Consider the following 21,124-nt stretch of genomic DNA (forward strand, 5'->3'; position numbering starts at 1 on the left):
GACCTTCGCAGGCCCAGTCAATGGCGAGAATCCACCCGTGACCACCTTCAGTGAACATCACGCGAACTCATATCAGAAAGCGCCGCAAATCCACTGGTCCGCGTGATGCTTGTGGGTAATATGGTGCATTGTTCGTCATTCGCTTGGCCAGGAGCCCGCATTGCAAAGTAAATACCTTGGAGTGGTGCTGGCTCTTGCCGTGGCACTGATCGGCGGGCCGACTACCGTGGCCACCGCCCAGCCTTTGGCACCGACGGCTGCGGTGAGCATAAGCACTGCCAAGGTGAAGGCGGTCAAGCAAACCACCGCGAACCTGAACCTTCGCAAGAACGCGACCGTGAAGTCGGCTTCATTGGTGCTCATTCCCAAGAACACGAAGCTCACCATCCTCAGGGTCAGCGGCACCTGGCACCAAGTTACCTTCAAGTCGAAAACCGGTTGGGTTTCCGGCGACTATCTGACATCCGTTTCAGTGGCGAAGTCCAAGGTCTACAACTACACGAAGGTGTTCACCGCGGTGAAGGCCAAGGCGTCGGGTTCCTCGGCGAGTGTTCTTTCGCTGCACCGCCAGACGAAGGTGGAGGTGCTGGGCAGGAGCGGTTCCTGGACGCGGATTATTTTCTCGGGGAAGACCGGATTTGTGCCGGCGAGCAGCCTGGGCACGTCCAATCCCTCGAACGTGTATCGCTGGGTGAAGGGCAAGCAGCCCGTTTATCAAGCTGCCAGGACCTCGGGCAAGAGGATCGGCACGCTTTCGAACAACACGAGGATCCAGTGGCTGCGGACCTCGGGTTCGTGGCAGCAGGTGCGTACCGGTGCGGGGATTGGCTGGATCCAGTCCAGCAAGCTGTCCACCACCGCGATCAAGCCTCCGGCCAAGGTCTACAACTACACGAAGGTGTTCACCGCGGTGAAGGCCAAGGCGTCGGGTTCCTCGGCGAGTGTTCTTTCGCTGCACCGCCAGACGAAGGTGGAGGTGCTGGGCAGGAGCGGTTCCTGGACCAGGGTCCTTGCCGCGGGGAAGGCGGGATTTGTGCCGGCGAGTAGCCTGGGCACGTCCAATCCCTCGAACGTCTATCGCTGGGTGAAGGGCAATCAGCCTGTTTATCAAGCTGCCAGGACCTCGGGCAAGAGGATCGGCACGCTTTCGAACAACACAAGGATCCAGTGGCTGCGGTCCTCGGGTTCGTGGCAGCAGGTGCGTTCCGGTGCGGGGATTGGCTGGATCCAGTCCAGCAAGCTGTCCACCGCCGCGATCAAGCCTCCGGCCAAGGTCTACAACTACACGAAGGTGTTCACTACGGTGAAGGCCAAGGCGTCGAGTTCCTCGGCGAGTGTTCTTTCGCTGCACCGCCAGACGAAGGTGGAGGTGCTGGGCAGGAGCGGTTCCTGGACGCGGATTATTGTCTCGGGGAAGACCGGATTTGTGCCGGCGAGCAGCCTGGGCACGTCCAATCCCTCGAACGTCTATCGCTGGGTGAAGGGCAAGCAACCCGTTTACCAAGCTGCCAAGACCACGGGCAAGAGGATCGGCACGCTTTCGAACAACACGAGGATCCAGTGGCTGCGGACCTCGGGTTCGTGGCAGCAGGTGCGTACCGGTTCGGGGATTGGCTGGATCCAGTCCAGCAAGCTGTCCACCGCCGCGATCAAGGTTATCCCTCCAACGACGACAGTCACTTTTAGTACCCCGCGCTGGACCACTGCGAATCTCAACCTTCGCTCTGGTGCAGGAACCGGCTATGGTTCCGTGGCTGTGGTTCCCAAGGGTGAACGGGTCCTTCTTGGACGTTCCTCGGGTGGCTGGGCCAATGTCAAGACCAGCAAGGGCACGGGCTGGATAAGCGCTGGCTATCTTTCGACCGTGGTGCCAAAGCCAACGGTAGTGAAGCCGAATCCACCGAAGCCCGATCTAGTCACCTTCAGCGCTCCGCGCTGGACCACTGCGAATCTGAATCTCCGCTCGGGTGCAGGAACCGGCTATGGTTCCGTGGCTGTGGTTCCCAAGGGCGAGCGGGTCCTCCTTGGCCGTTCCTCGGGTGGCTGGGCCAATGTCAAGACCAGCAAGGGCACGGGGTGGGTGAGCGTAATTTATCTGTCCACCGTGGCGCCACCGCCTCCGGTAACCACCCAGTACCGGTGGGCCGCCGGCAACGTTAACCTGCGCGCCGGCAATTCGACGGTGTACCCGATTATGGGCTTGGTTCCCGCCGGGGAACGTGTCACCTACCTGCAGTCCGAGAGTGGATGGGCCCGCGTGGTGACTAGCCGAGGCACCGGATGGATGAGCGAGGATTACCTTTCCACGAAAGCAGTGGCAACTCTCCAGCCGGATACCGTTGCGGTCAATGCGGCAGTGAAGCAAAGGTATGCGGGCTACGTTTCAGCCTATGGCGGTGTCCGCGCCGGCTCCGTCGGCCACAGTAGCGGCGTGGCCACGGACCTCATGATCAAGGACTATAAGAGCGCCCAAGGTATCAGGAACGGCGATGAGATTGCCCGGTTCCTCATTGCAAACCGCGAGTCGCTCGGCATCTATTACTTGATTTGGAAAGACAAGATCTGGTTGGGCCCGGCAAAGGGGTGGGAAGAGTACTCGAAATCCGGCAAGTACGGCAATCAGTTCGTCAACAACTGGAACGATACGACGCGACATCTGGACCACATCCATGCGGAGACGTATGGAAATTCCGGGACCGGGGCACCGCTGGTGAAATAGTGCCCGCACGATGGTCCCAAGGATGGGCGTACACCCCGGATGTCATCCAGCGCGGGTATTTAGTTCTCGCAGGATGGCCGCCTGAATCAGCCGGTCGCGGATCTTTGGCTCGAGAGGCCGTCCGGCCATCGACATGCCATGGGCGATTTTTTCAACCTTGCGCTCTGCGCGTGCGAGCATGCCGTCGATCTCATTCTCGGGCAATGACTCGATGTATTCCCAGATCAGTTGTTCGTGGGCAGAGCTGTCGCGTGAACCGGTGAATTCGTTTCCAGCCACGGCTCGCCTCCTCACCCCCCAGTCTGGCATTGGAAGGTGAAAGGCACCACCGTGCCCCGCCTTGTAGAATCGATAGTGGTGTTTCGCGGTATTGGCTCGTGTCCATGTCACCGAGCGATCCCCCATATGGGGAAATATGACCGTCATTCCACCACCGATTCTCTTGATAGGACCACACCACCATGAGCTTGATCCGGCTAAACGATGTCAGCGTGCGATTTGAAAACAACCAGATCCTGCGCGAGGCATTCTTCAAGCTCGAAGCGGGGGACAGGGTCGGGCTTATCGGCAGGAACGGTTCGGGCAAGTCCACCTTGCTGAAACTGATCCTTGACCAAGTGGAGCCGGACGCCGGCACCGTGGCGGTGGAACTTGGAACAAAGATCGGCTACTTCTCCCAGTTCTCGGAGCTCAACGGGGCGTCCACCATCTCCGAGGTGCTTGACGAACTCTTTGCCGAGGTCAAGGCGATTGAAGCGGAACTCGCCGAGATCGACGTGGCCATTGCTGCCGACCCCAAGGCCGATGAAATGGATCGGTTGATTCACCGCCAGTCCGAACTGTTTGAATCCATGGATCGAATGGATGGATGGGACTACCCCCGCTCCATCGACACCGTGCTCACCAAGTTGGGCTTCGACCAGGCCCACCGGGTTCGCCCCATCGATTCCTTGTCGGGCGGTTGGCGGAACCGTGCTGCACTGGCAAAGATCCTGCTCGAGGACCCGGATGTGCTGCTGTTGGATGAACCCACCAACTTCCTCGATGTTGCGGGTGTTGAATGGCTGGAGAACTGGTTCAAGTCCTTCAAGGGCGCGGCAATCATCGTTTCGCACGACAGGAAGTTCCTGGACTCGGTGGTTACCAGGATCATCGAGGTCGAGAATTTCCACCTCCACGAATACCCGGGAAACTTCGCCGAGTACGTGGTGGCCAAGCAGTTCAAGCTCAAGTCCCTTGAGTCCCAGTTCGTTCACGAGTCGGAGCTCCTCGCCTTTGAAGCCGAAGGCATCTCCGACCGCCGGGGAGCAGCCAAGGCTGCAAGCAAGGGCCTGGACAACAAGCTTTCCAAAATCAAGAAGTCACGCGCCCCGCGGCCCGTGGACAAGATCATCACCGAAATCTACGGTGGCCTGCACATCAAGGACACCCTTTGTCGAGTTGAGGGCTTGTCGAAGTCCTATGGGGAGAAGACCCTTTTCACTGACCTCAGCTTCGAGGTCCGCCGTGGCAACCGCATGGTGATCCTCGGTGCCAACGGCAGTGGCAAGTCCACACTGCTCCGTGTGCTGACCGAACAGGAAAAGCAGGATTCGGGATACGTCACCTGGACCAAGGGTGCCGCGGTGGTTTCCTACAACGAGATCCTGGACGAACTGGATCCAAATGACACCGTCACCCACGCGGTCAATGCCATGCCGAATTCCCTGGCGTTCAGTGCGACAAAAAAGTCGGTGAACCGATTCCTGGCCATGTTCCAGTTCTCCGAGGCGGATTTGAAGAACCGCATCGGAAATCTGTCCGGCGGCCAACGTGCCCGTGTGGCCATGGCAATGTGTCTGCTCTCTGGAGCCTCGGTGCTGATCCTGGATGAGCCCACGAACCACCTGGACATGTCCAGCACCCAGGTGATGGAACGAGCGCTGCTACATTTCCCGGGTGCCGTGGTGGTGGTCAGCCACGACCGCTTCTTCACCGAGAAGATCGCCAACCGCTACGTCGTGTTCGGAACGGAGCACGCGAAGTCGGGCGAAGTCGCGGTGCGCGGCGCCTGAGCGCTCTTCGGCCCTCGTTCGGGGTTGCGTCAAGTCCCGGACGTCCCAAAGGACAACGACACGTAGCCAATTACGTGTCGTTGTCCATAGATCTTGGTTGGGCCGCTGGACATCACCGCTCCGGTGGGCAACCCGAAACCCGTGTTCCTTCACCCTTGGCCGTTTCCTCCGGAATCACTCCTTCGACGCGATCAACGACGTGCTGCACCTGGTGGAACCGTTGCGCCGTGAACTGCAGACGGTGGGCGTTGCCTGTTCGTCCCAAACGCTTGAAGCGTGGCCCCCGGGGCTTGGCGCGTGCGGACTCTACCGCGCCTGCTTCGTGGGCAGGATGCCTGAGCCTGCCGCCGGGTGGCACCACGATAGTGTCGCCAACCCGACGGCCTAATTCGGTGGGCGGATTTCAAAACGATGGGCGGATCCCGGGCCGGGCGATAGCCGCGTTTGGAGACTGGGAGCATGGCTGGGATGGTCCAAGCCACGTATTGCCCCGTAAGCCAAGTGTCTGTGACTATGCGCACAGTGGCCCGGATTTGTGCCGTAACATCGCCCTATCGAGCCGGGATTATGACGGGGCGGACGATATTCTGGTATCTGGCCCGTCTCAATCCGGTCCAAGCATCCAGCCCACTGAAATAGCAAAGGTGCCACCCCTGTGTCTGTAAACAAGCCAGTCGTCCTATTGGCCGAAGAACTCTCGCCCGCAACCGTTGCGGCCCTGGGTCCCGATTTCGAAATTCGCCAGACCGACGGTGCGGACCGCTCCCAGTTGCTGTCCGCGATTGCAGATGTTGACGCCATCCTCGTGCGCTCCGCAACCCAGGTCGACGCAGAAGCCATTGCGGCCGCCAAGAACCTGAAGATCATCGCCCGCGCGGGTGTGGGTCTGGACAATGTGGACATCAAGGCAGCCACCCAGGCCGGTGTCATGGTCGTGAATGCCCCGACCTCCAACATCATTTCGGCAGCCGAGCTGACCGTGGGCCACATCGTGTCCCTGGCCCGTCGCATTCCCGCTGCCAACGCATCGCTGAAGAGCGGCGCATGGAAGCGCAGCTCCTACACTGGCGTGGAGCTCTTCGAGAAGAAGGCAGGCATTATTGGCCTGGGCCGCATTGGTGCGCTGGTCGCTGCCCGTCTGCAGGGTTTCGGTATGGAAATCCTTGCCTACGACCCCTACATCACCCCGGCACGCGCGCAGCAGCTTGGTGTCACCCTGGTGGATCTGGACGAGCTCCTGGCCGAGTCCGACTTCGTGACCATCCACATGCCCAAGACTCCTGAAACCGTGGGCATGCTGGGCAAGGATGCCTTCGCCAAGATGAAGAACTCCGCCTACGTCATCAACGTGGCTCGCGGCGGACTGGTTGACCAGGACGCGCTCTACACCGCACTGAAGAACGAGGAAATTGCCGGTGCCGGCATTGACGTCTTCGTCCAGGAGCCGAGCACGGACCTTCCCTTCTTTGAATTCGAGAACGTCACCGTCACCCCGCACCTGGGAGCCTCCACGGATGAGGCCCAGGAAAAGGCCGGCGTTTCCGTGGCCAAGTCCGTTCGCTTGGCCTTGGCCGGCGAACTGGTCCCGGACGCCGTCAACGTTGCCGGAGGCATCATTGACGAGAACGTCCGCCCGGGCATCCCGCTGATGGAGAAGCTGGGACGCATCTTCAACGCATTGACCGTTGGTTCCCTCACCAGCATCGACGTGGTTGTTGCCGGCGAAATCGCCTCCCTGGATGTGAAGGCGCTGGAGCTTTCGGCCCTCAAGGGCGTCTTCATGGACGTTGTCTCCGACCAGGTTTCCTACGTCAACGCCCCGGTGCTCGCCGAACAGCGTGGTGTGGCCACTCGTTTGGTCACCACCCCGGATTCCCCGGAGTACCGCAACCTGCTCACGGTCGCGGGCGCTTCGACCGAAGGCACCCAGCTTTCGGTGGCCGGCACGCTGACCGGCCCGAAGCAGATCGAAAAGCTGGTCGGCATCAACGGCTACGAAATCGAGATCCCGATCATCGACCACATGATCGTCCTGCGCTACGCAGACCGTCCCGGCGTCATTGGCACCTTGGGCAACGTGTTGGGTGAGCAAGGCGTGAACATTGCCGGCATGCAGGTGGCCCGCAAGGAAGAGCGCGGCGAGGCTGTCGCCGTGTTGGCCATCGACTCGGCCCTTCCCGCCGGCGTCCTGGACATCGTGCGTGCCGCCATTGGCGCCACGGTTGCCCGCGAGATCAACCTCGAGGACTAACGTCCCGCAATCGTAAACAATTAGCGTGCCCTGCACGCCTCCTGGGTACCTCTTGGAACGTCTTTGAAGAGGATGCGGGTTGGCGTGTAGGGCACGCTTTTTTGCAGCTGTCAGCGAGCAGGTCGTCGTGGCCGAGGATCCACGATTGTGGGACGCCGGCGGCGAAGTGGCCCAGACCAAGTGCACGCGCCGCTTGAATGCGTCAGGACCTGGGTCAATCTGGCAAATGACCAGAAAAGGCGCAGGTGGGCCGCGCGTTTCCCAAGGGCATCCTTCGCACCGCATAGGATTGAAGGATGATGTCTCAGAGCGCCATATTCGTCGATGCCAGTTTCCTGCTAGCCATTGGGGGACACCGTGCCTCGGGAACAACATTGCGTGCCGCTTTTACGGTTAACTACGAAGCCCTGATCGAAGGGATCCTCAAAACAGCCAAGGATTCCAGTGGGTTGGAGAACCTGAGGATCTATTGGTACGACGCAGCCAAGGATGCCATCTTTACGGATCAGCACAAACGCATCGGACTGATACCTGGCGTCAAGGTGCGGCTGGGCCGCATTTCGTTTAATGGCGAACAAAAGGGGGTCGACCTCAAACTGGGCCTCGACCTGGTTGGGATTGCCCGGAACCGCGCCGCCTCGGTTGCCTTCCTAGTTTCCGGTGATGATGACCTAGCCGAAGCCGTCGAGGAGGCCCAAGACCTGGGTATGAAGGTCGTTCTCATTGGCGTGGAGAAGGCCGATCACCGACTGGGTGTGGCATCCGTTGCCGAACATCTTGCCTTGCGGGTAGACAGCATCATTACCTTGCCCGAAGAACTCATCAAGTCTTCCTTTGTGAAGGCAGTGTCATGGGATCCGGAACATGCGATGCATTCGGCTGCTATCGCGAGTGCTGCCGCTGCCTCCAAGGAAGCTCCTACCGATTCGGCGTCAGCACCGATGGCCCCGAAGCCAGGCATGCCGAAGGTTCCCACACCCGCATTGCTGAGCCAGCGACCCAAATTTCAATCGACCACCCAAGCCCCCGCCCCGGCACCGGCGGACTACCAACTGGTTTACAGCTCGACAAACCAATCTTCGGGGTTTGCGGGGGCAACTAGTGCCGACCGTGGCGCCATGGAGGTAGCCACGGAAGTGGGCAGCAGCGTGGCGACCAATTGGCGGGCAAGCACGACTGAAACCGAGCTAAAAGACCTTCTTGCAGACCGTCCGCTCCTTCCCCCGGAAATCGACAGGGTTCTACTCAAGGACTGCGCACAGCGACTCGGCGAATGGAAGACCGATTTGCAGGATATCCGCCGTGCCTTGCGGGTGGCCTTCTGGGAGCAGCTCGATCAGCTCACATAGGGGTCCCCGATGGGCGTATTCGGGCCAAAATGCGATAGATTTCTATGGTGACTTCTGAGCAGACTCCGTTTTATATCACCACGGCCATTTCCTACCCGAACGGCGTTCCCCACATTGGGCACGCCTACGAGGTAATCGCCACCGACGCCATGGCACGCTTCAAGCGGCTTGACGGCCATGACGTATTTTTCATGACGGGTACCGACGAGCATGGACAGAAGATGCTTCAGACGGCCGAACGCGAGGGAATCACCCCGCGTGAGCTGGCACAGCGCAACTCGGATGCATTCCAAGCCATGAACGACGAGCTGGGAATCAGCTACGACCGATTCATCCGCACCACGGACACGGACCACTATGCGGCAGCTCAGGCCATCTGGAAGCGCATGGAGGACAATGGCGATATCTACTTGGACAAGTACGCCGGCTGGTACTCCGTGCGCGACGAGGCGTTCCACCACGAGGATGACACCGAAGTTCGTGAGGACGGCCTCCGCTACTCCAAGGAGACCGATACCGAGGTGACCTGGACCGAGGAAGAATCGTACTTCTTCCGCCTGTCCTCGTACCAAGACAAGCTGTTGGAACTCTACAAATCGCAGCCGGATTTTGGGGCTCCACATACCCGATTCAACGAAGTGATTCGCTTCGTTGAACGCGGTCTGGAAGATTTGTCAATTTCACGCACCACCTTCGACTGGGGCGTTCCGGTTCCCGGAAACAAGGACCACGTCATGTACGTGTGGGTTGACGCGCTGACTAACTACCTCACCGGAACGGGATTCCCCGACGTTGAGTCGGAGTCATTCAAGAAGTACTGGCCCGCGGACGTCCATGTGATAGGCAAGGACATTTCCCGGTTCCATGCGATCTACTGGCCGGCATTCCTGATGTCTGCAAAGTTGCCATTGCCAAAGCGCGTGATGATTCATGGTTTCCTTCACAACAATGGCGTGAAGATGTCCAAGTCCCTAGGCAACGTCGTGGCTCCCGCGGACTTCGTTGCCCAGTACGGACTTGACCAGGTCCGCTACTTCTTCCTGCGAGAGGTGCCGTTCGGTGCCGACGGCAGTTACAGCCACGAAACCATTGTGGGACGTATGAACTCGGACCTTGCCAACAACCTGGGTAACCTGGCACAGCGATCGTTGTCCATGGTCGCGAAGAACTGCGGGGGAGCGGTACCGACTCCGGGTGAGTTCACCGAAGCGGACCAACAGATCCTGGCTGCTGCCGGCAAACTGCTGGAGATCAGCCGCGACGCATTCTCGCGCCAGGAATTTAGCAAAGCTCTCGAAGCCATCTGGACGGTTCTAGGCGACACCAACGCCTACTTCGCCGACCAGGCTCCGTGGGTACTGCGGAAGACCGATGTTGCCCGCATGGAAACGGTCCTCTACGTGACCCTGGAAGTTGTCCGTCGCGTTGCCCTGCTCGTTCAGCCGGTAATGCCAACGGCCGCGGCTTCGCTGCTTGGAATCCTGGGCCAGACAGAAGGCTCTGCACGTGAGTTCAAAGCGTTCCACACACTAATCCTCGCCGGGACGGAATTGCCGGTTCCAACCCCGGTCTTCCCAAAGTTTGTAGAGTAGCATTCAAAGAATCAATAAACACTACAAAGGTTTGAATGAAATGAACAAATCAACATCAATTGGTGTCATGGGATGCCTTCCTTCTCTGCCATTGTCTTTCCCGCTTGATACTCCCGAAAACTCGGGAAATATGATTCATGCCAACGCTCCACTGAATATGTTCCCCAATAGCTTTCACTCAAAAGATAGACGAATTGCTGCTAGTGAGGATAAAAGTTTCCGACCTTTTGTCAACAACTCTTGTAGTCATCTAATTGTAACTATGGCCAACACCTTGGTTCTCGGGCGCACGGATGGAACAAACTATTCACGCTTCCAGAGGGCGTTGGAACAGTATGACAAGCCCATCGTTGTTTTCGGCCTCGGGGTTCAGGCAAACGGTTACGATTTAGAAAATGCTTTCTTGCCGAAAGAAGCGATTGAATTAATTAAGTTTCTGAGTCATAAGACTGAACTATTGGGCGTTCGTGGAGAATATACTAAAAAGGTTATTGAAAAACTTTGTGGCGTGAAAAACGCCTTCGTAACCGGTTGCCCCTCTCTCTTTTCTCGACCTGAAATGCTCGTCAAGCTTCGTGAGAATCTTAGGGACAGGGGGCAGGGACGGCTTGCTGTCAACGTGACGAATCTACAGCGTCCTGATGAGCGTCACATTTTGAAAACGGCAATCGATAATAACTACTATTTGATCGAACCCGTCTCAAGGATTTCCCATCAAGCGCATATCGATGCGCTTTCTCTAAAAGCGGAGTACACGGTTCCGGTCGGCATACGAAGGCTTTATGAAAGCTTCTCGGACCAGAGCGAGATATCATTAAAAGTTAGACGATACTTCCAGACATACTATCGATTATTCAGGAATGTTGACGCTTGGTATGAGTTTAATGACGAATATGTATCCCACACCTACGGAACGCGTTTTCATGTAAACATGGCGTCAATTCTTAGCGGTATTCCCGCACTTTGGATAACTCACGATGCGCGGACACGTGAACTGACAGACTTCCTGCACCTTCCCAATGTTCCGCTCACTGATATTCCGAAAATGACAGAGGTTGAAATAATAGAATCCATGAATTACGATAATTTTTTCGATAATTTATCGAACCTATTTGGTAATTTTAATGCTTATCTTGAAACAAATGGATTGCCCAAGATTAAAAATCCCCTTTAGCTCGAAGTCTGGACGAAAATGCTAATAATGCTAGGTCCTGCGTTTTTGCGTAGTTGTTCATTTAGGGGACCTTGCCCGTAACTTCCGGTAAGGCGGATCCTGCTGAACATTCCAGCAGTTTCAAGATGCGACTCCGGGGTTTCCGTCCGGTCCTACTATGACTTGATTCGTGCAAGAATTTGAAAAGGCATAGTGTATTGACGGGCTTTCGGTAGCGGGTGCTAAATAGCCAGAGGGTACTTCCGTTCCGGCCTGTTTGTGTGCCACGAGGTTCATTGCCTACGAAGTCACGAGATTCGGTGTCCACGGTGTCATGGGGTACAAGCTGGTCGCCAGAGAGTCCTGTCAAAACGGCTCTCGGACTTTGAGTGTGGCGTCATCAAACAAGTAGGGCACGTGGCCCTACGGAATGAGTGTTGACTAAGACATTCATAATTCCAAGACCATGAGCCGTTTTGTAGTGTTGGACCGCCCTAGAGGCGACTTCCTGCGCATGCTCCTGGAACTCATGGAATGGCGCTACGGATCGGCGTCAACGGCGTTCTGCACGCAGTATTCGCAGAAGGACTGGCACTAGCAGTTCGGGTCCGGCGTCCACGCCCACGCGATCATGGACCGGAACACCCACAACACAATTTGGATCGAGACCGGATGCCACAATATGAGCGAGAAAATCGGCGCCGTTCAGGAATAGATGGGCCCGTTGGAGGCCAATGTGTCCCACATCGGGAGGTACTGGCCCCCAACGGCAATATCAGTGGTCCCCAACGGCATTAATGGGTGGTCCCAAAAGCGTCGAATACCCATCATGGCGGCGCGGGACCATGACACCGGCACTGTCATCTGACAGGTCGACGTCGGGGTCAAGAGCAACGAGAACACCCGAATTGATTCGCTCCTGGAGACCCTTGGGGACCTGAAAGGCAAGATCATCACGATTGATGCCCCGCATACGCCGGGATGCCATGCGGAGTTCCTCCACGCACGAAGTGCCCATTTTCTGATGACGGTGAAAGGCAATCAACCCCAGCTGCTCAAACAACTCCAAGCTTTGCCCTGGAAGGAAGTCCCACGAGGGAATCAGCAGCAAGATACCGGGCGCGGGTGCAGGAACATCCGGAGAATCAAGGTCGCCGCGCTCACCGGTGGAATCAACTCCCCGACGCGTTGGAGGCAGCACAACTGATCCGAAAAACACGGCCGTTGAAGGGGAAGGAATGGGCAGTCGAGGTCGTTTATCTGATCCCCACGTTGCCGACCCATCAGGCAAGCCCGCGGCTGCTGAACATCTGGAGTCGTGGCATTGGAAAATTGAGAATTTTTTGCATTGGTGCCGGACATTACGTTCCAGGAGGATGCGAGCCGGACCGGGACGGGTGTCGCGCCGCGGGTGACGCCGAGCCTACGAAACCTGACCCTCAGCCTGCCTCGGCTCGACCCGAGCACCAACATCGCCAAGGCCAACTGCTGTACGGCCAAACACCCCATACGGACGCTGGAACGCATCGGCTTCATGCCTCGGTTAGGGACTCCGCATTAGCCCTGCCCTAAGCCCCCATCCACCTAGGAATTTTCCGGTGACGGTGGATCAAGCACGAAATATTCTTTTAGAGGGGAAAATGGACCTGGTGAAAAGCGCAATTACCATCGAAAACGTAGCACTTCACAGATGCAGGTTCCCACTTTCTTCCCTTTGTGTCAGCATCTCGGTCTCGACGAGCCTCCTGAAAGTGGCCACAATATTCGGTCATGACGCCACCCAAACTGGAAATTCAATACTTTCAGGCAGGGTCACTTATGTGGCCGGCGAGGTAGGACCGCAGGGCCTCGTGCTGGTCCTGGGGGGTGAAACCCGTTGCGCTGATCTTGGCTAGGTCTAGCACCGAGTTCAGTGGTCGTGGTGCTACTTGTTTTCCGGCGAAATACTCCGCGGTACTAATTCCGGTGACTGACAGGCGCTCCCGACCGGCAGCGGCGAAAGTTTCCTCTGCGATGTCGGCCCAGCTGGCAGGATCTCCGGCGTTGGTCAGGTTGTAGGTACCGGCCGGTGCATCCGTGGCCAACAGGTGGTCGATGCCTGCCGCGATCGTGTCGGTGAATGACAGCCGGCCGAACTGGTCGTTGACGACGTTCGGCTCGATGCCTCGGTTGGCCAGGTTGAGCATGGTGGCTACGAAGTTGCCACCGGTGCCGACAACCCAGCTGGTGCGGATCAGGTAGTGGTTCGGAACGGTGGCCGCTGCCAAGTCTCCGGCCGCCTTGGACTGACCGTAGACCCCAAGAGGGGCGAGCGCAGCCTCCTCGGTGTACGGGACAGTGGAAGTCCCGTCGAACACGTAATCACTGGAAACATGGACAAACGTTAGGCCGTGCTCGATACAGACTCGGGCGAGTGCTGCCACACCCGTGGCGTTGACGGCCCAGGCCGCGGCCCGCCCGTCGGAGGTCTCGGCCGCGTCAACTTGGGTGTAGGCGCCAGCATTGATGACGGTGCTGAACCCGGACCAGTCGTAGGCGAAGAGTGCGGAGGTGTTGGCGAGATCCAAATCGGCGCGCGTGGCGTAGTCGACGTCTTCGCGTCCGGCGAAGCGGCGCCGCAGTGCAGTACCGAGCTGACCGCCAGCGCCGAGCACCAATGTGCGTAGCGGTGGCACGGGCGCCACATGGGCTAGGCGGGGATGCTGTCGGTCCTTGTCCGAGAGCTCGGCCCGCTCCAAAGGAATGGGCCAATCGATGCCCGCGGTTTCGTCTGCAAGGTTCAAAAAGGCGTATCGGGCAGTGGCCTCGGTGGACCAGTGATCATTCACCAGATAGGTGTATGCGGTATTGGGTTCCAGTGTTTGGAACGCATTGCCTACTCCTCGGGGGACGAACACTGCGGTACCCGGATCCAGTTCGGTTGTGAAGACAGCCCCAAAGGAACCCCCGGCGCGCATGTCGACCCAAGCGCCGAAAATTCGACCGGTGGCGACCGAAACATATTTGTCCCAGGGCTCGGCATGGATGCCACGGGTGGTGCCCACTGAGGCGTTGAAGGAAATGTTGTTTTGCACGGGACCGAAGTCGGGCAGGCCTAACGCCGTCATCTTCGCGCGTTGCCAGTTCTCCTTGAACCAGCCGCGGTTGTCTCCGTGAACAGGCATGCGGATCACGAGCATCCCCGGGATGCCGGGAACAGGCGTGGCAGACAAGTCTGTTGGCGGGAGGGTAGGTTTCACCTCGGCCATTCTCAGTGACCCGCCTTCTGGTATACAGCTTCGGTGGCGGCCTTCTGCGGGCGCCACCAGTTCTCGTGCTCCTGATACCAAGCGACGGTTTCGGCTAGACCGGCACTAAAGTCGGACCGGGCCGGGGTCCAGCCAAGTTCGGTTCGCAGCTTGGTCGAGTCGATCGCGTAGCGCAGATCGTGTCCCGCCCTATCGGTGACGTGGTCGAATGCATTTTGTTCCTGACCAAAGATGTCCAAGAGGGATTTCACGACATCGAGGTTGTTATGTTCCCCGTCGGCACCAATCAAGTATGTTTCACCAATCCGACCGTGGTTCAGGATCGTCCAGACGGCACTGGAATGGTCATCGGCGTGGATCCAGTCGCGTACATTCTCACCGCTGCCATAGAGCCGGGGCTTCACGCCATCGATGAGATTGGTGATCTGGCGGGGGATGAACTTCTCCACGTGCTGGTAAGGCCCGTAGTTGTTCGAGCAGTTGCTGATCGTCCCCGCAACACCGAACGAGCGCATCCAAGCACGCACCAGCAGGTCGGAACCGGCTTTGGTCGCGGAATATGGGCTGGACGGGTTGTATGGGGTGTCTTCGGTAAACCGCTGCGGGTCATCGAGCTCAAGGTCGCCGTAGACCTCATCGGTGGAAATGTGGTGGTAACGGACCCCGTGCTTGCGCGCGGCCTCGAGAAGCGTAAAGGTTCCGATGATGTTCGTGTCCAAGAATGGGCGCGGGTCAGCCAGAGAGTTGTCGTTGTGGGATTCTGCAGCGTAATGCACGACGGCCTCGGCCTCGCTCATGAGGCTATCAACCAACGCGGCATCGCAGATATCTCCTTCAACAAGGCGGAATCGCCGCGGATCCAAGCCGTACAAGGAAGCGCGATTTCCAGCGTAGGTCATCTTGTCCAAGACGGTGACACTCGCATCTGTGTGTCCAAGTACGTAATGCACGAAATTTGAACCAATGAAACCGGCACCACCGGTGACTAAGATGTTGTTCATGGGCATCAGGTTACCCTCTCGGCTTAGTTGCGGGTTGGTAAGGCTCGAAGTGGTGGAATGTGATTGTAGCCATAAGAGCTGCTCGTTTCTGACCCCACACTTAATTACGAGTCGAGACGACTCACCGATAACGGCTGGACTCCTTTCTGCTCGGCATCGGCCTATCTGATGCGATGGGTCGGACTTGTAACGATGGTTGGAGGCAGAACCTGTTGATCTTCGCGACTAAAATTCACAGTACATTCACTACATCCTCAATAATATGGGTGTGTTCTTGATTTCTGCATAAGTCTCAACGACACGTATTCTAATTCTCATGAGGGGAATAATTCTCGCCGGTGGTACGGGCTCGCGGCTGCACCCAATCACCCAAGGCATCAGCAAGCAGCTCGTTCCGGTTTACGACAAGCCGATGATCTACTATCCACTAGCGACGCTTATGCTCGCTGGTATTCGAGAGATCCTGTTAGTCACGACTCCGCACGACGCCGACCAGTTCCGTGGGCTGCTTGGCGACGGCTCACAGTGGGGGTTAGAACTAACCTATGCTGTCCAGGAATCTCCGGACGGTCTGGCGCAGGCGTTTCTGATTGGCGAGGAGCACATCGGTGATGGCAAGGTTGCTCTCGTACTGGGCGACAACATCTTCTACGGTTCCGGGCTTGGTACGCAACTTCAGAACCTGAACGACCTCGAAGGCGCAGCGGTATTCGGCTACCACGTGGCTGATCCACACGCCTATGGTGTAGTGGAATTTGACGGCGAAGGAAATGCGATTTCCTTGGAAGAAAAGCCGGAGCACCCGCGCAGTAACTACGCAGTGCCAGGTCTGTATTTCTATGACAATCGAGTAGTCGAGATAGCTCGTGGTCTTAAGCCTTCGCCACGGGGGGAGCTGGAAATCACTGACGTTAACCGACGGTACCTTGAAATGGGCGAGCTGAAGGTCTCGATCCTGCCGCGTGGGACAGCATGGCTGGATACGGGTACGTTTGATTCGCTGAACGATGCGTCTAATTACATTCGCACTATCGAGGCTCGTCAGGGACAGAAGCTGAGCGCTCCTGAGGAGATCGCTTGGCGACAAGGATTTATCACCACGGACGAGTTTAGAGCGCTGTCCGAAACTCTCGTGAAAAGTGGATACGGGAGTTACCTGTTGAGTCTTATAGAACATGGTCAGGGCGACTAGCGATGACTGAACCGGGGATTATCTATGGCGTTGGCGAACATTGGGTCAATGCTGTGATCTCCTCGATCAATGTGGTGGGTGCTGCACTCTCAGATGTGGCGATTCCACCGACGTTGCTTCAGTACAAGAATTCTCAGACGGTCTCGTATTACGATGCCGATCGGACGCTGACTATTGCCGACAGGAATATTGGCGGTCTAGTTTGGAATCATAGGAAGCTCGACTCCAGTGCAAAATGGGATAGTCACAACTACATAGGCCTTGGGTTCGACAAGTCTGGCCAGTTGCATGTCGCGGGAAACATGCATGCTTCGCCGTTGCAATACTGGATAATCGACCTCTCTAACGAGGAAATTCGACTGGCGAAAGTGAATGCTCTGCTTGATCCCCAGGCCGAGCTGAGAATCACTTATCCTCGATTCATTCGTTCGTCCGATGGCTCCCTAATCTTCACTTATAGAAACGGTTCAAGTGGAGACGGCGACTTCGTGGTAGTAATTTGGGATGACTCTGAACGGCGAAACAAGCGAGTTAGTGAAGGTCCTTTGATAGACGGTGGCGGCAAGCGCAACGCCTATCTTGACTCAAACGCCCCGATCTTGGGACCCGACGGTCTCTGGCATTTACTTTGGGTATGGCGGGACTCACCTGACGCGGAGTCGACTCACTCCATCAACTACGCGTGCAGCCATGACCTTGTCGCGTGGAGAAGTGGGCATGGCCGACCATTGAATCGACCGATTGCTCTAAATAACCAGAGCCTAGTGGATCCGGTGTCACCGAGCCATGGGCTTACTAACAATAACGTTCGGCTTGGCTTCATGCCGGACCACCGCCCTGTCGCGCTCTACCATAAGCGGGATGGAAGCGGCTCGCAACAACTATGGTCAGCTGTATTTGAAGATTCGAGCTGTGTCATACGACAACTTATGAATTGGAACTTCGCCTGGGACGTCAATGGGCAAGGATCGCTGGACTTCAAAATTGAAATTGGGGTTCCTCTTACGACGACGCGAGGACTGTCAGTCGACGTGCGACTCAATGAAGAGGTTCAGGCCTACTTGTTCGACACGAACTTGCTGCTCGTTTCCACAGAACCGGCCGTACCTGGGGGACCCTTGAGCCGGAGTAGGCGCTCCGATGGGCTGATTGACAGGTGTGAAGCAGCTCGTGGTTGGTCGCCGGAGGACGACAGTCGGGTGTGGTTCATTTCTTACGCTTCGGTGCCAGGCCAGAGGGATCAGCGTCCGAATGAGGTTCCTACGTCACATCCATTATCCATAATCGGCACTTCGGGTTCCTAAGGCAACTGCAGCCCATAATGGAGGCTGTTTTTTCAAGTACTTTATCTATGTCAACACTTATAGGGATAAAACAAATGTCTAAAATGTTCGATCAATTATCTAATTTAGATCTCTTGCTCGATTCAGGAATTTTTGATCGATATTGGTATTCCGCTCAAAGTGACAGGTTTTTTTCAAGCGTGCAAGCGGCAGCGGAGGACTTCCTCTTATTGGGCATGTCAAAAGAAATGTCCCCACACCCGCTCATGGACGTCCGGTCGTGGCCGGGACATTTGCGCACCGCATGGAAGGATGGCGAACTCAACTCCGTCTTAAAGTGGTTCCGCGGATCTCTTGATTCTCAGCCCCCCGTGGGTCCACTCCTCGTCCCACGAATGCTAAATACGCGTGGCAATGTCATATCTTCTGAAAACGTGGCCTCGCATGCGGGTGGCACGTTAGGTTGGCTTCTTGGACACGCGCCCGATGACTATGTCGTTGATTTTCCCGAAGGACAGTGGGTCTGGGGAAATGTACTGAGTTCAAAAAAGAAAATCGTCGACACGATCAAAACCCAAACCTACAAGTCGCGACGACGGGTGACAGCCAAATGGGACAAGAGCGCTGAAGACGAATGGAGAGGAAAGGTCAATCCGATTGATCTGCCCTCGTCGAATGGCGGCGAGCCGCTCGTAAGCATCATCATGCCGGCTTGGAACCGTGCCGACGTCATAGCTAAAGCTATTCGATCCGTGCAACGTCAAACAATGGATCTTTGGGAATTGATTGTTGTTGATGATGGATCTCTAGACGCAACACGAGACGTCGTGCGTCTCTTGGCGGCCGCAGACCCTCGCATTTCATTGATTTCAGCCGAGCATGGCGGAGTGTCCGCTGCCCGAAACCATGGGATCAATCGTGCAACTGGTCGATGGGTTTCTTTTCTAGACACGGATAATGTTTGGCCTGACGAATATCTTGAGCTCTCTATCAAGGGCGCCCTTCAGTCCAACGCGCAAGCAGTTTATGCCGGGCTGGAACTTCATAATGAAGGGAAAGTCTCCTACAGGGCATACCAAGGTGCCTTAGATGAATTGATGATCGTGAACCACATTGATCTCAATGTCTTGACCGTCGAACGGTCTTTGGCCGTCGAGGCGGGGGGATTTGACGAAGGGCTCAAACGCTGGGTCGATCATGACTTCGCTATTCGAATTGCGAAGCTTTCAGTCCCTCGGCTTTTACCGTTTATAGGGTGCAAGTATTGGGATGATCGTGAAGCCGAAACTCGGATCACCACTTCCGAATCGGATTCGTGGCAATGGGTCGTGCTCGGGAAGAACATGGTCGATTGGCAGGCGATGGAAGAACGCACCTCAGTCCCGGGTCGAGTTACGATTTCTATGCCCGTCTATCAGGATTGGTTGATGACGGCCCGAGCTGTAAAGAGTGTTCTCGAACGCTCAGGGTCAGTCGATATTGAAGTGATAGTTATCGATAACGGATCGGCTTATCACGTCAGTGCGGCCCTCGGACTGCTTCTTGGATCTGATCCACGAGTAAAATACATACGCTTGCCGCGCAATTTGAACTTCGCCATTGGCTCAAATTATGGTGCATACCTTGGGACTGGCGAATTCACATGTTTCCTGAACAACGACACTAGTGTTCGTGACGGCTGGTTAGAACCGTTGCTGGAGCGATTGCATAACCCAACGGTGCTTGCAGTGCAGCCGCTGTTGCAATATCCGGATGACTCCATCCAGACCGCTGGCACAGTTTTCATGGCCGATAACCGGTTGCCGGGTCATTTCCTTGCCAACCATCCTCCAGAAGATGCAGCGACTGTCGCGGACAGTGAATTTTCGGCCATTACTGGTGCTTGCATGTTGTGGCGAACCAGGGACGTGGCCAGACTGCGAGGTTTTGATCCATTCTTCGTCAACGGAATGGAGGACATCGACCTATGTCTGCGGGCAATCGAGCGGAATGATGGCTACTTTGCGGTTGAACCCCGTTCCAAGGTTACGCATCATGAAAGTAAAACGCCTGGGCGTGGACTTAATATCGAGTCCAACCGACGAGAATTTATGAAACGATGGACAGGCAAGCTTCCCTCACCGGAAACTGACAAGTACGCTCGCGCTGGTTTCGAGTTGGTGCACGTGGGTGGGGATAATAATTTCATCCCGTCTCCGCGGCCGATCGTTACTCGTGCAAAGCGTCCTGAAAATCAGCGCTGGGGAATTCGATTTGCGGCCACGGGCGGCGCACATGGAGATAAGTGGGGCGATACCCACTACGTCAATTCCCTGGCCGATGCCCTGCGAGGAGTAGGTTGTGACGTCGTGAGCTACCGTCACGGCCATAATGTCGACCGTGATCAGGTCTTTGACGACGTCAATCTGGTCGTCAGGGGGCTGGATAAAATATCGCCTATTCCGGGAGCAGTAAATGTCCTGTGGGTTATCAGCCATCCTGAGGACGTTTCTGTCGAGGAGCTTCAATCCTTTGATCTCGTCTACGCGTCTTCCCTGTCTTGGTCTGCAGAAATGACCGAGATGAGTGGGCGCGAAGTCAAGCCTCTTCTCCAAGCTACGGACCCTAGTCGCTTTCATCTGCCAGCTCCCGGAACTGATGACCGGTCGCGGCCAACTACCTTCGTGGGTGCCAACACCTACAATCGGGACCGAAAGGTCGTTTCGGACGCGTTAGTCTCCGGTATTGATCTTCGAATCATCGGTCACGGCTGGGCCGATGTTCTGGAGCCGCGGATGCACGAGGCTGAGGGCATCAAGAATGAACTGCTGGGGGAGTTCTACAGATCTTCGAAGCGCGTCCTAGCTGACCACTGGACGGAAATGGCAGAACAGGGCTTCATCCAGAACCGTATCTTCGATGCAATTGCTTGTGGGACACCGGTGGTCTCTGACCAAGTTTCTGGTCTGAGAGACGTTTTCGGCAGCATGGTGCAGGTTTATGATTCGCTCGATGAGCTGCGATGGTTGTGTAGCCCCGAAGGACTCGCTGCTTTCGGTACGGAAGAAGAACGGGCTGATCAAGCACGTCAAGTATTAGCGGATCATTCGTTCCAAGCCCGGGCAAAAACGCTAACTCAAGATGTTCGCGAGTGGCTCTTGCGGAGAAATTTGAAGTCAGCGGTGTACGAGGTCTGACCTGCGAACTCGAGCATCCGTAGGCACAACTGGTCGGATTTTTCGTGGGCAATAATGTCGTCCACTATCACCGAGGCCGTCGAATGGCGAGCCCACAAACAGAATG

General features: G+C 56.6%; 13 protein-coding genes and 1 pseudogene. 11 read left to right on the forward strand and 3 right to left on the reverse strand.

Translation table 11 applies throughout. The features are described 5' to 3' along the window. Positions 1–160: 160 nt before the first annotated feature. Positions 161–2,719, forward strand: coding sequence for an SH3 domain-containing protein (locus Q2T94_RS16800; protein ID WP_302265861.1), 2,559 nt, complete (start codon positions 161–163; stop codon positions 2,717–2,719). Between the two features lie 42 nt (positions 2,720–2,761). Here Q2T94_RS16800 and Q2T94_RS16805 read toward each other — a convergent pair whose 3' ends face one another. Beyond that, the gene (locus tag Q2T94_RS16805) at positions 2,762–2,998 is read right to left on the reverse strand and encodes a hypothetical protein (protein ID WP_302265863.1); all 237 of its coding nucleotides are present in this window, start codon (positions 2,996–2,998) and stop codon (positions 2,762–2,764) included. A 182-nt stretch (positions 2,999–3,180) separates the two neighbouring features. Between Q2T94_RS16805 and Q2T94_RS16810 the strand changes: the two genes are divergently transcribed. The 7 genes and pseudogenes from Q2T94_RS16810 to Q2T94_RS20670 form a co-directional block, all read left to right on the forward strand. Continuing rightward, positions 3,181–4,773 (forward strand): ABC-F family ATP-binding cassette domain-containing protein, encoded by a 1,593-nt coding sequence (locus tag Q2T94_RS16810; protein ID WP_302265864.1) that lies wholly within the window; start codon positions 3,181–3,183, stop codon positions 4,771–4,773. Continuing rightward, complete coding sequence (locus Q2T94_RS20610) at positions 4,658–5,161, forward strand: acyl-CoA reductase (protein WP_367281555.1); 504 nt, start codon at positions 4,658–4,660, stop codon at positions 5,159–5,161. The genes Q2T94_RS16810 and Q2T94_RS20610 overlap by 116 nt, the downstream gene beginning before the upstream one ends. 267 nt (positions 5,162–5,428) lie before the next feature. After that, a complete protein-coding gene (gene serA, locus Q2T94_RS16815; protein ID WP_302265866.1) occupies positions 5,429–7,024 on the forward strand; it encodes a phosphoglycerate dehydrogenase in 1,596 nt (531 codons plus the stop codon). A gap of 296 nt (positions 7,025–7,320) precedes the next feature. Beyond that, positions 7,321–8,373 (forward strand): NYN domain-containing protein, encoded by a 1,053-nt coding sequence (locus Q2T94_RS16820; RefSeq protein ID WP_302265868.1) that lies wholly within the window; start codon positions 7,321–7,323, stop codon positions 8,371–8,373. Positions 8,374–8,417: 44 nt separating this feature from the next. After that, positions 8,418–9,965: a methionine--tRNA ligase gene (metG, locus tag Q2T94_RS16825; protein WP_302265869.1), complete on the forward strand. Its 1,548-nt coding sequence runs from the start codon at positions 8,418–8,420 to the stop codon at positions 9,963–9,965. Positions 9,966–10,005: 40 nt separating this feature from the next. Continuing rightward, positions 10,006–11,139 carry a polysaccharide pyruvyl transferase family protein gene (locus Q2T94_RS16830; RefSeq protein ID WP_302265870.1) on the forward strand — a complete coding sequence of 378 codons (1,134 nt, stop codon included), beginning with the start codon at positions 10,006–10,008 and terminating at the stop codon, positions 11,137–11,139. Between the two features lie 460 nt (positions 11,140–11,599). Then, positions 11,600–11,833, forward strand: a pseudogene (locus tag Q2T94_RS20670) (ATP-binding protein); the annotation flags it as partial. Between the two features lie 1,087 nt (positions 11,834–12,920). On the opposite strand, the gene Q2T94_RS16840 reads toward Q2T94_RS20670, so the two are convergent. Both Q2T94_RS16840 and rfbB read right to left on the reverse strand, forming a co-directional pair. Beyond that, positions 12,921–14,366 (reverse strand): sugar nucleotide-binding protein, encoded by a 1,446-nt coding sequence (locus Q2T94_RS16840; protein ID WP_302265872.1) that lies wholly within the window; start codon positions 14,364–14,366, stop codon positions 12,921–12,923. A 2-nt stretch (positions 14,367–14,368) separates the two neighbouring features. Further along, positions 14,369–15,367, reverse strand: coding sequence for a dTDP-glucose 4,6-dehydratase (gene rfbB, locus Q2T94_RS16845; RefSeq protein WP_302266452.1), 999 nt, complete (start codon positions 15,365–15,367; stop codon positions 14,369–14,371). A gap of 316 nt (positions 15,368–15,683) precedes the next feature. On the opposite strand from rfbB, the gene rfbA reads away from it, so the two are divergent. The 3 genes from rfbA to Q2T94_RS16860 are packed head-to-tail and all read left to right on the forward strand — an operon-like array spanning position 15,684 to position 21,018. After that, the gene (gene rfbA / locus Q2T94_RS16850) at positions 15,684–16,559 is read left to right on the forward strand and encodes a glucose-1-phosphate thymidylyltransferase RfbA (RefSeq protein WP_302265873.1); all 876 of its coding nucleotides are present in this window, start codon (positions 15,684–15,686) and stop codon (positions 16,557–16,559) included. Between the two features lie 2 nt (positions 16,560–16,561). Continuing rightward, positions 16,562–17,863, forward strand: coding sequence for a BNR repeat-containing protein (locus tag Q2T94_RS16855; protein WP_302265874.1), 1,302 nt, complete (start codon positions 16,562–16,564; stop codon positions 17,861–17,863). 47 nt (positions 17,864–17,910) lie between these two features. Then, positions 17,911–21,018: a glycosyltransferase gene (locus Q2T94_RS16860; protein WP_302265875.1), complete on the forward strand. Its 3,108-nt coding sequence runs from the start codon at positions 17,911–17,913 to the stop codon at positions 21,016–21,018. Positions 21,019–21,124: the final 106 nt, after the last annotated feature.

Origin of the sequence: Paeniglutamicibacter sulfureus (genome assembly GCF_030512175.1) — a bacterium.
GTDB classification, from domain to species: domain Bacteria; phylum Actinomycetota; class Actinomycetes; order Actinomycetales; family Micrococcaceae; genus Paeniglutamicibacter; species Paeniglutamicibacter sulfureus.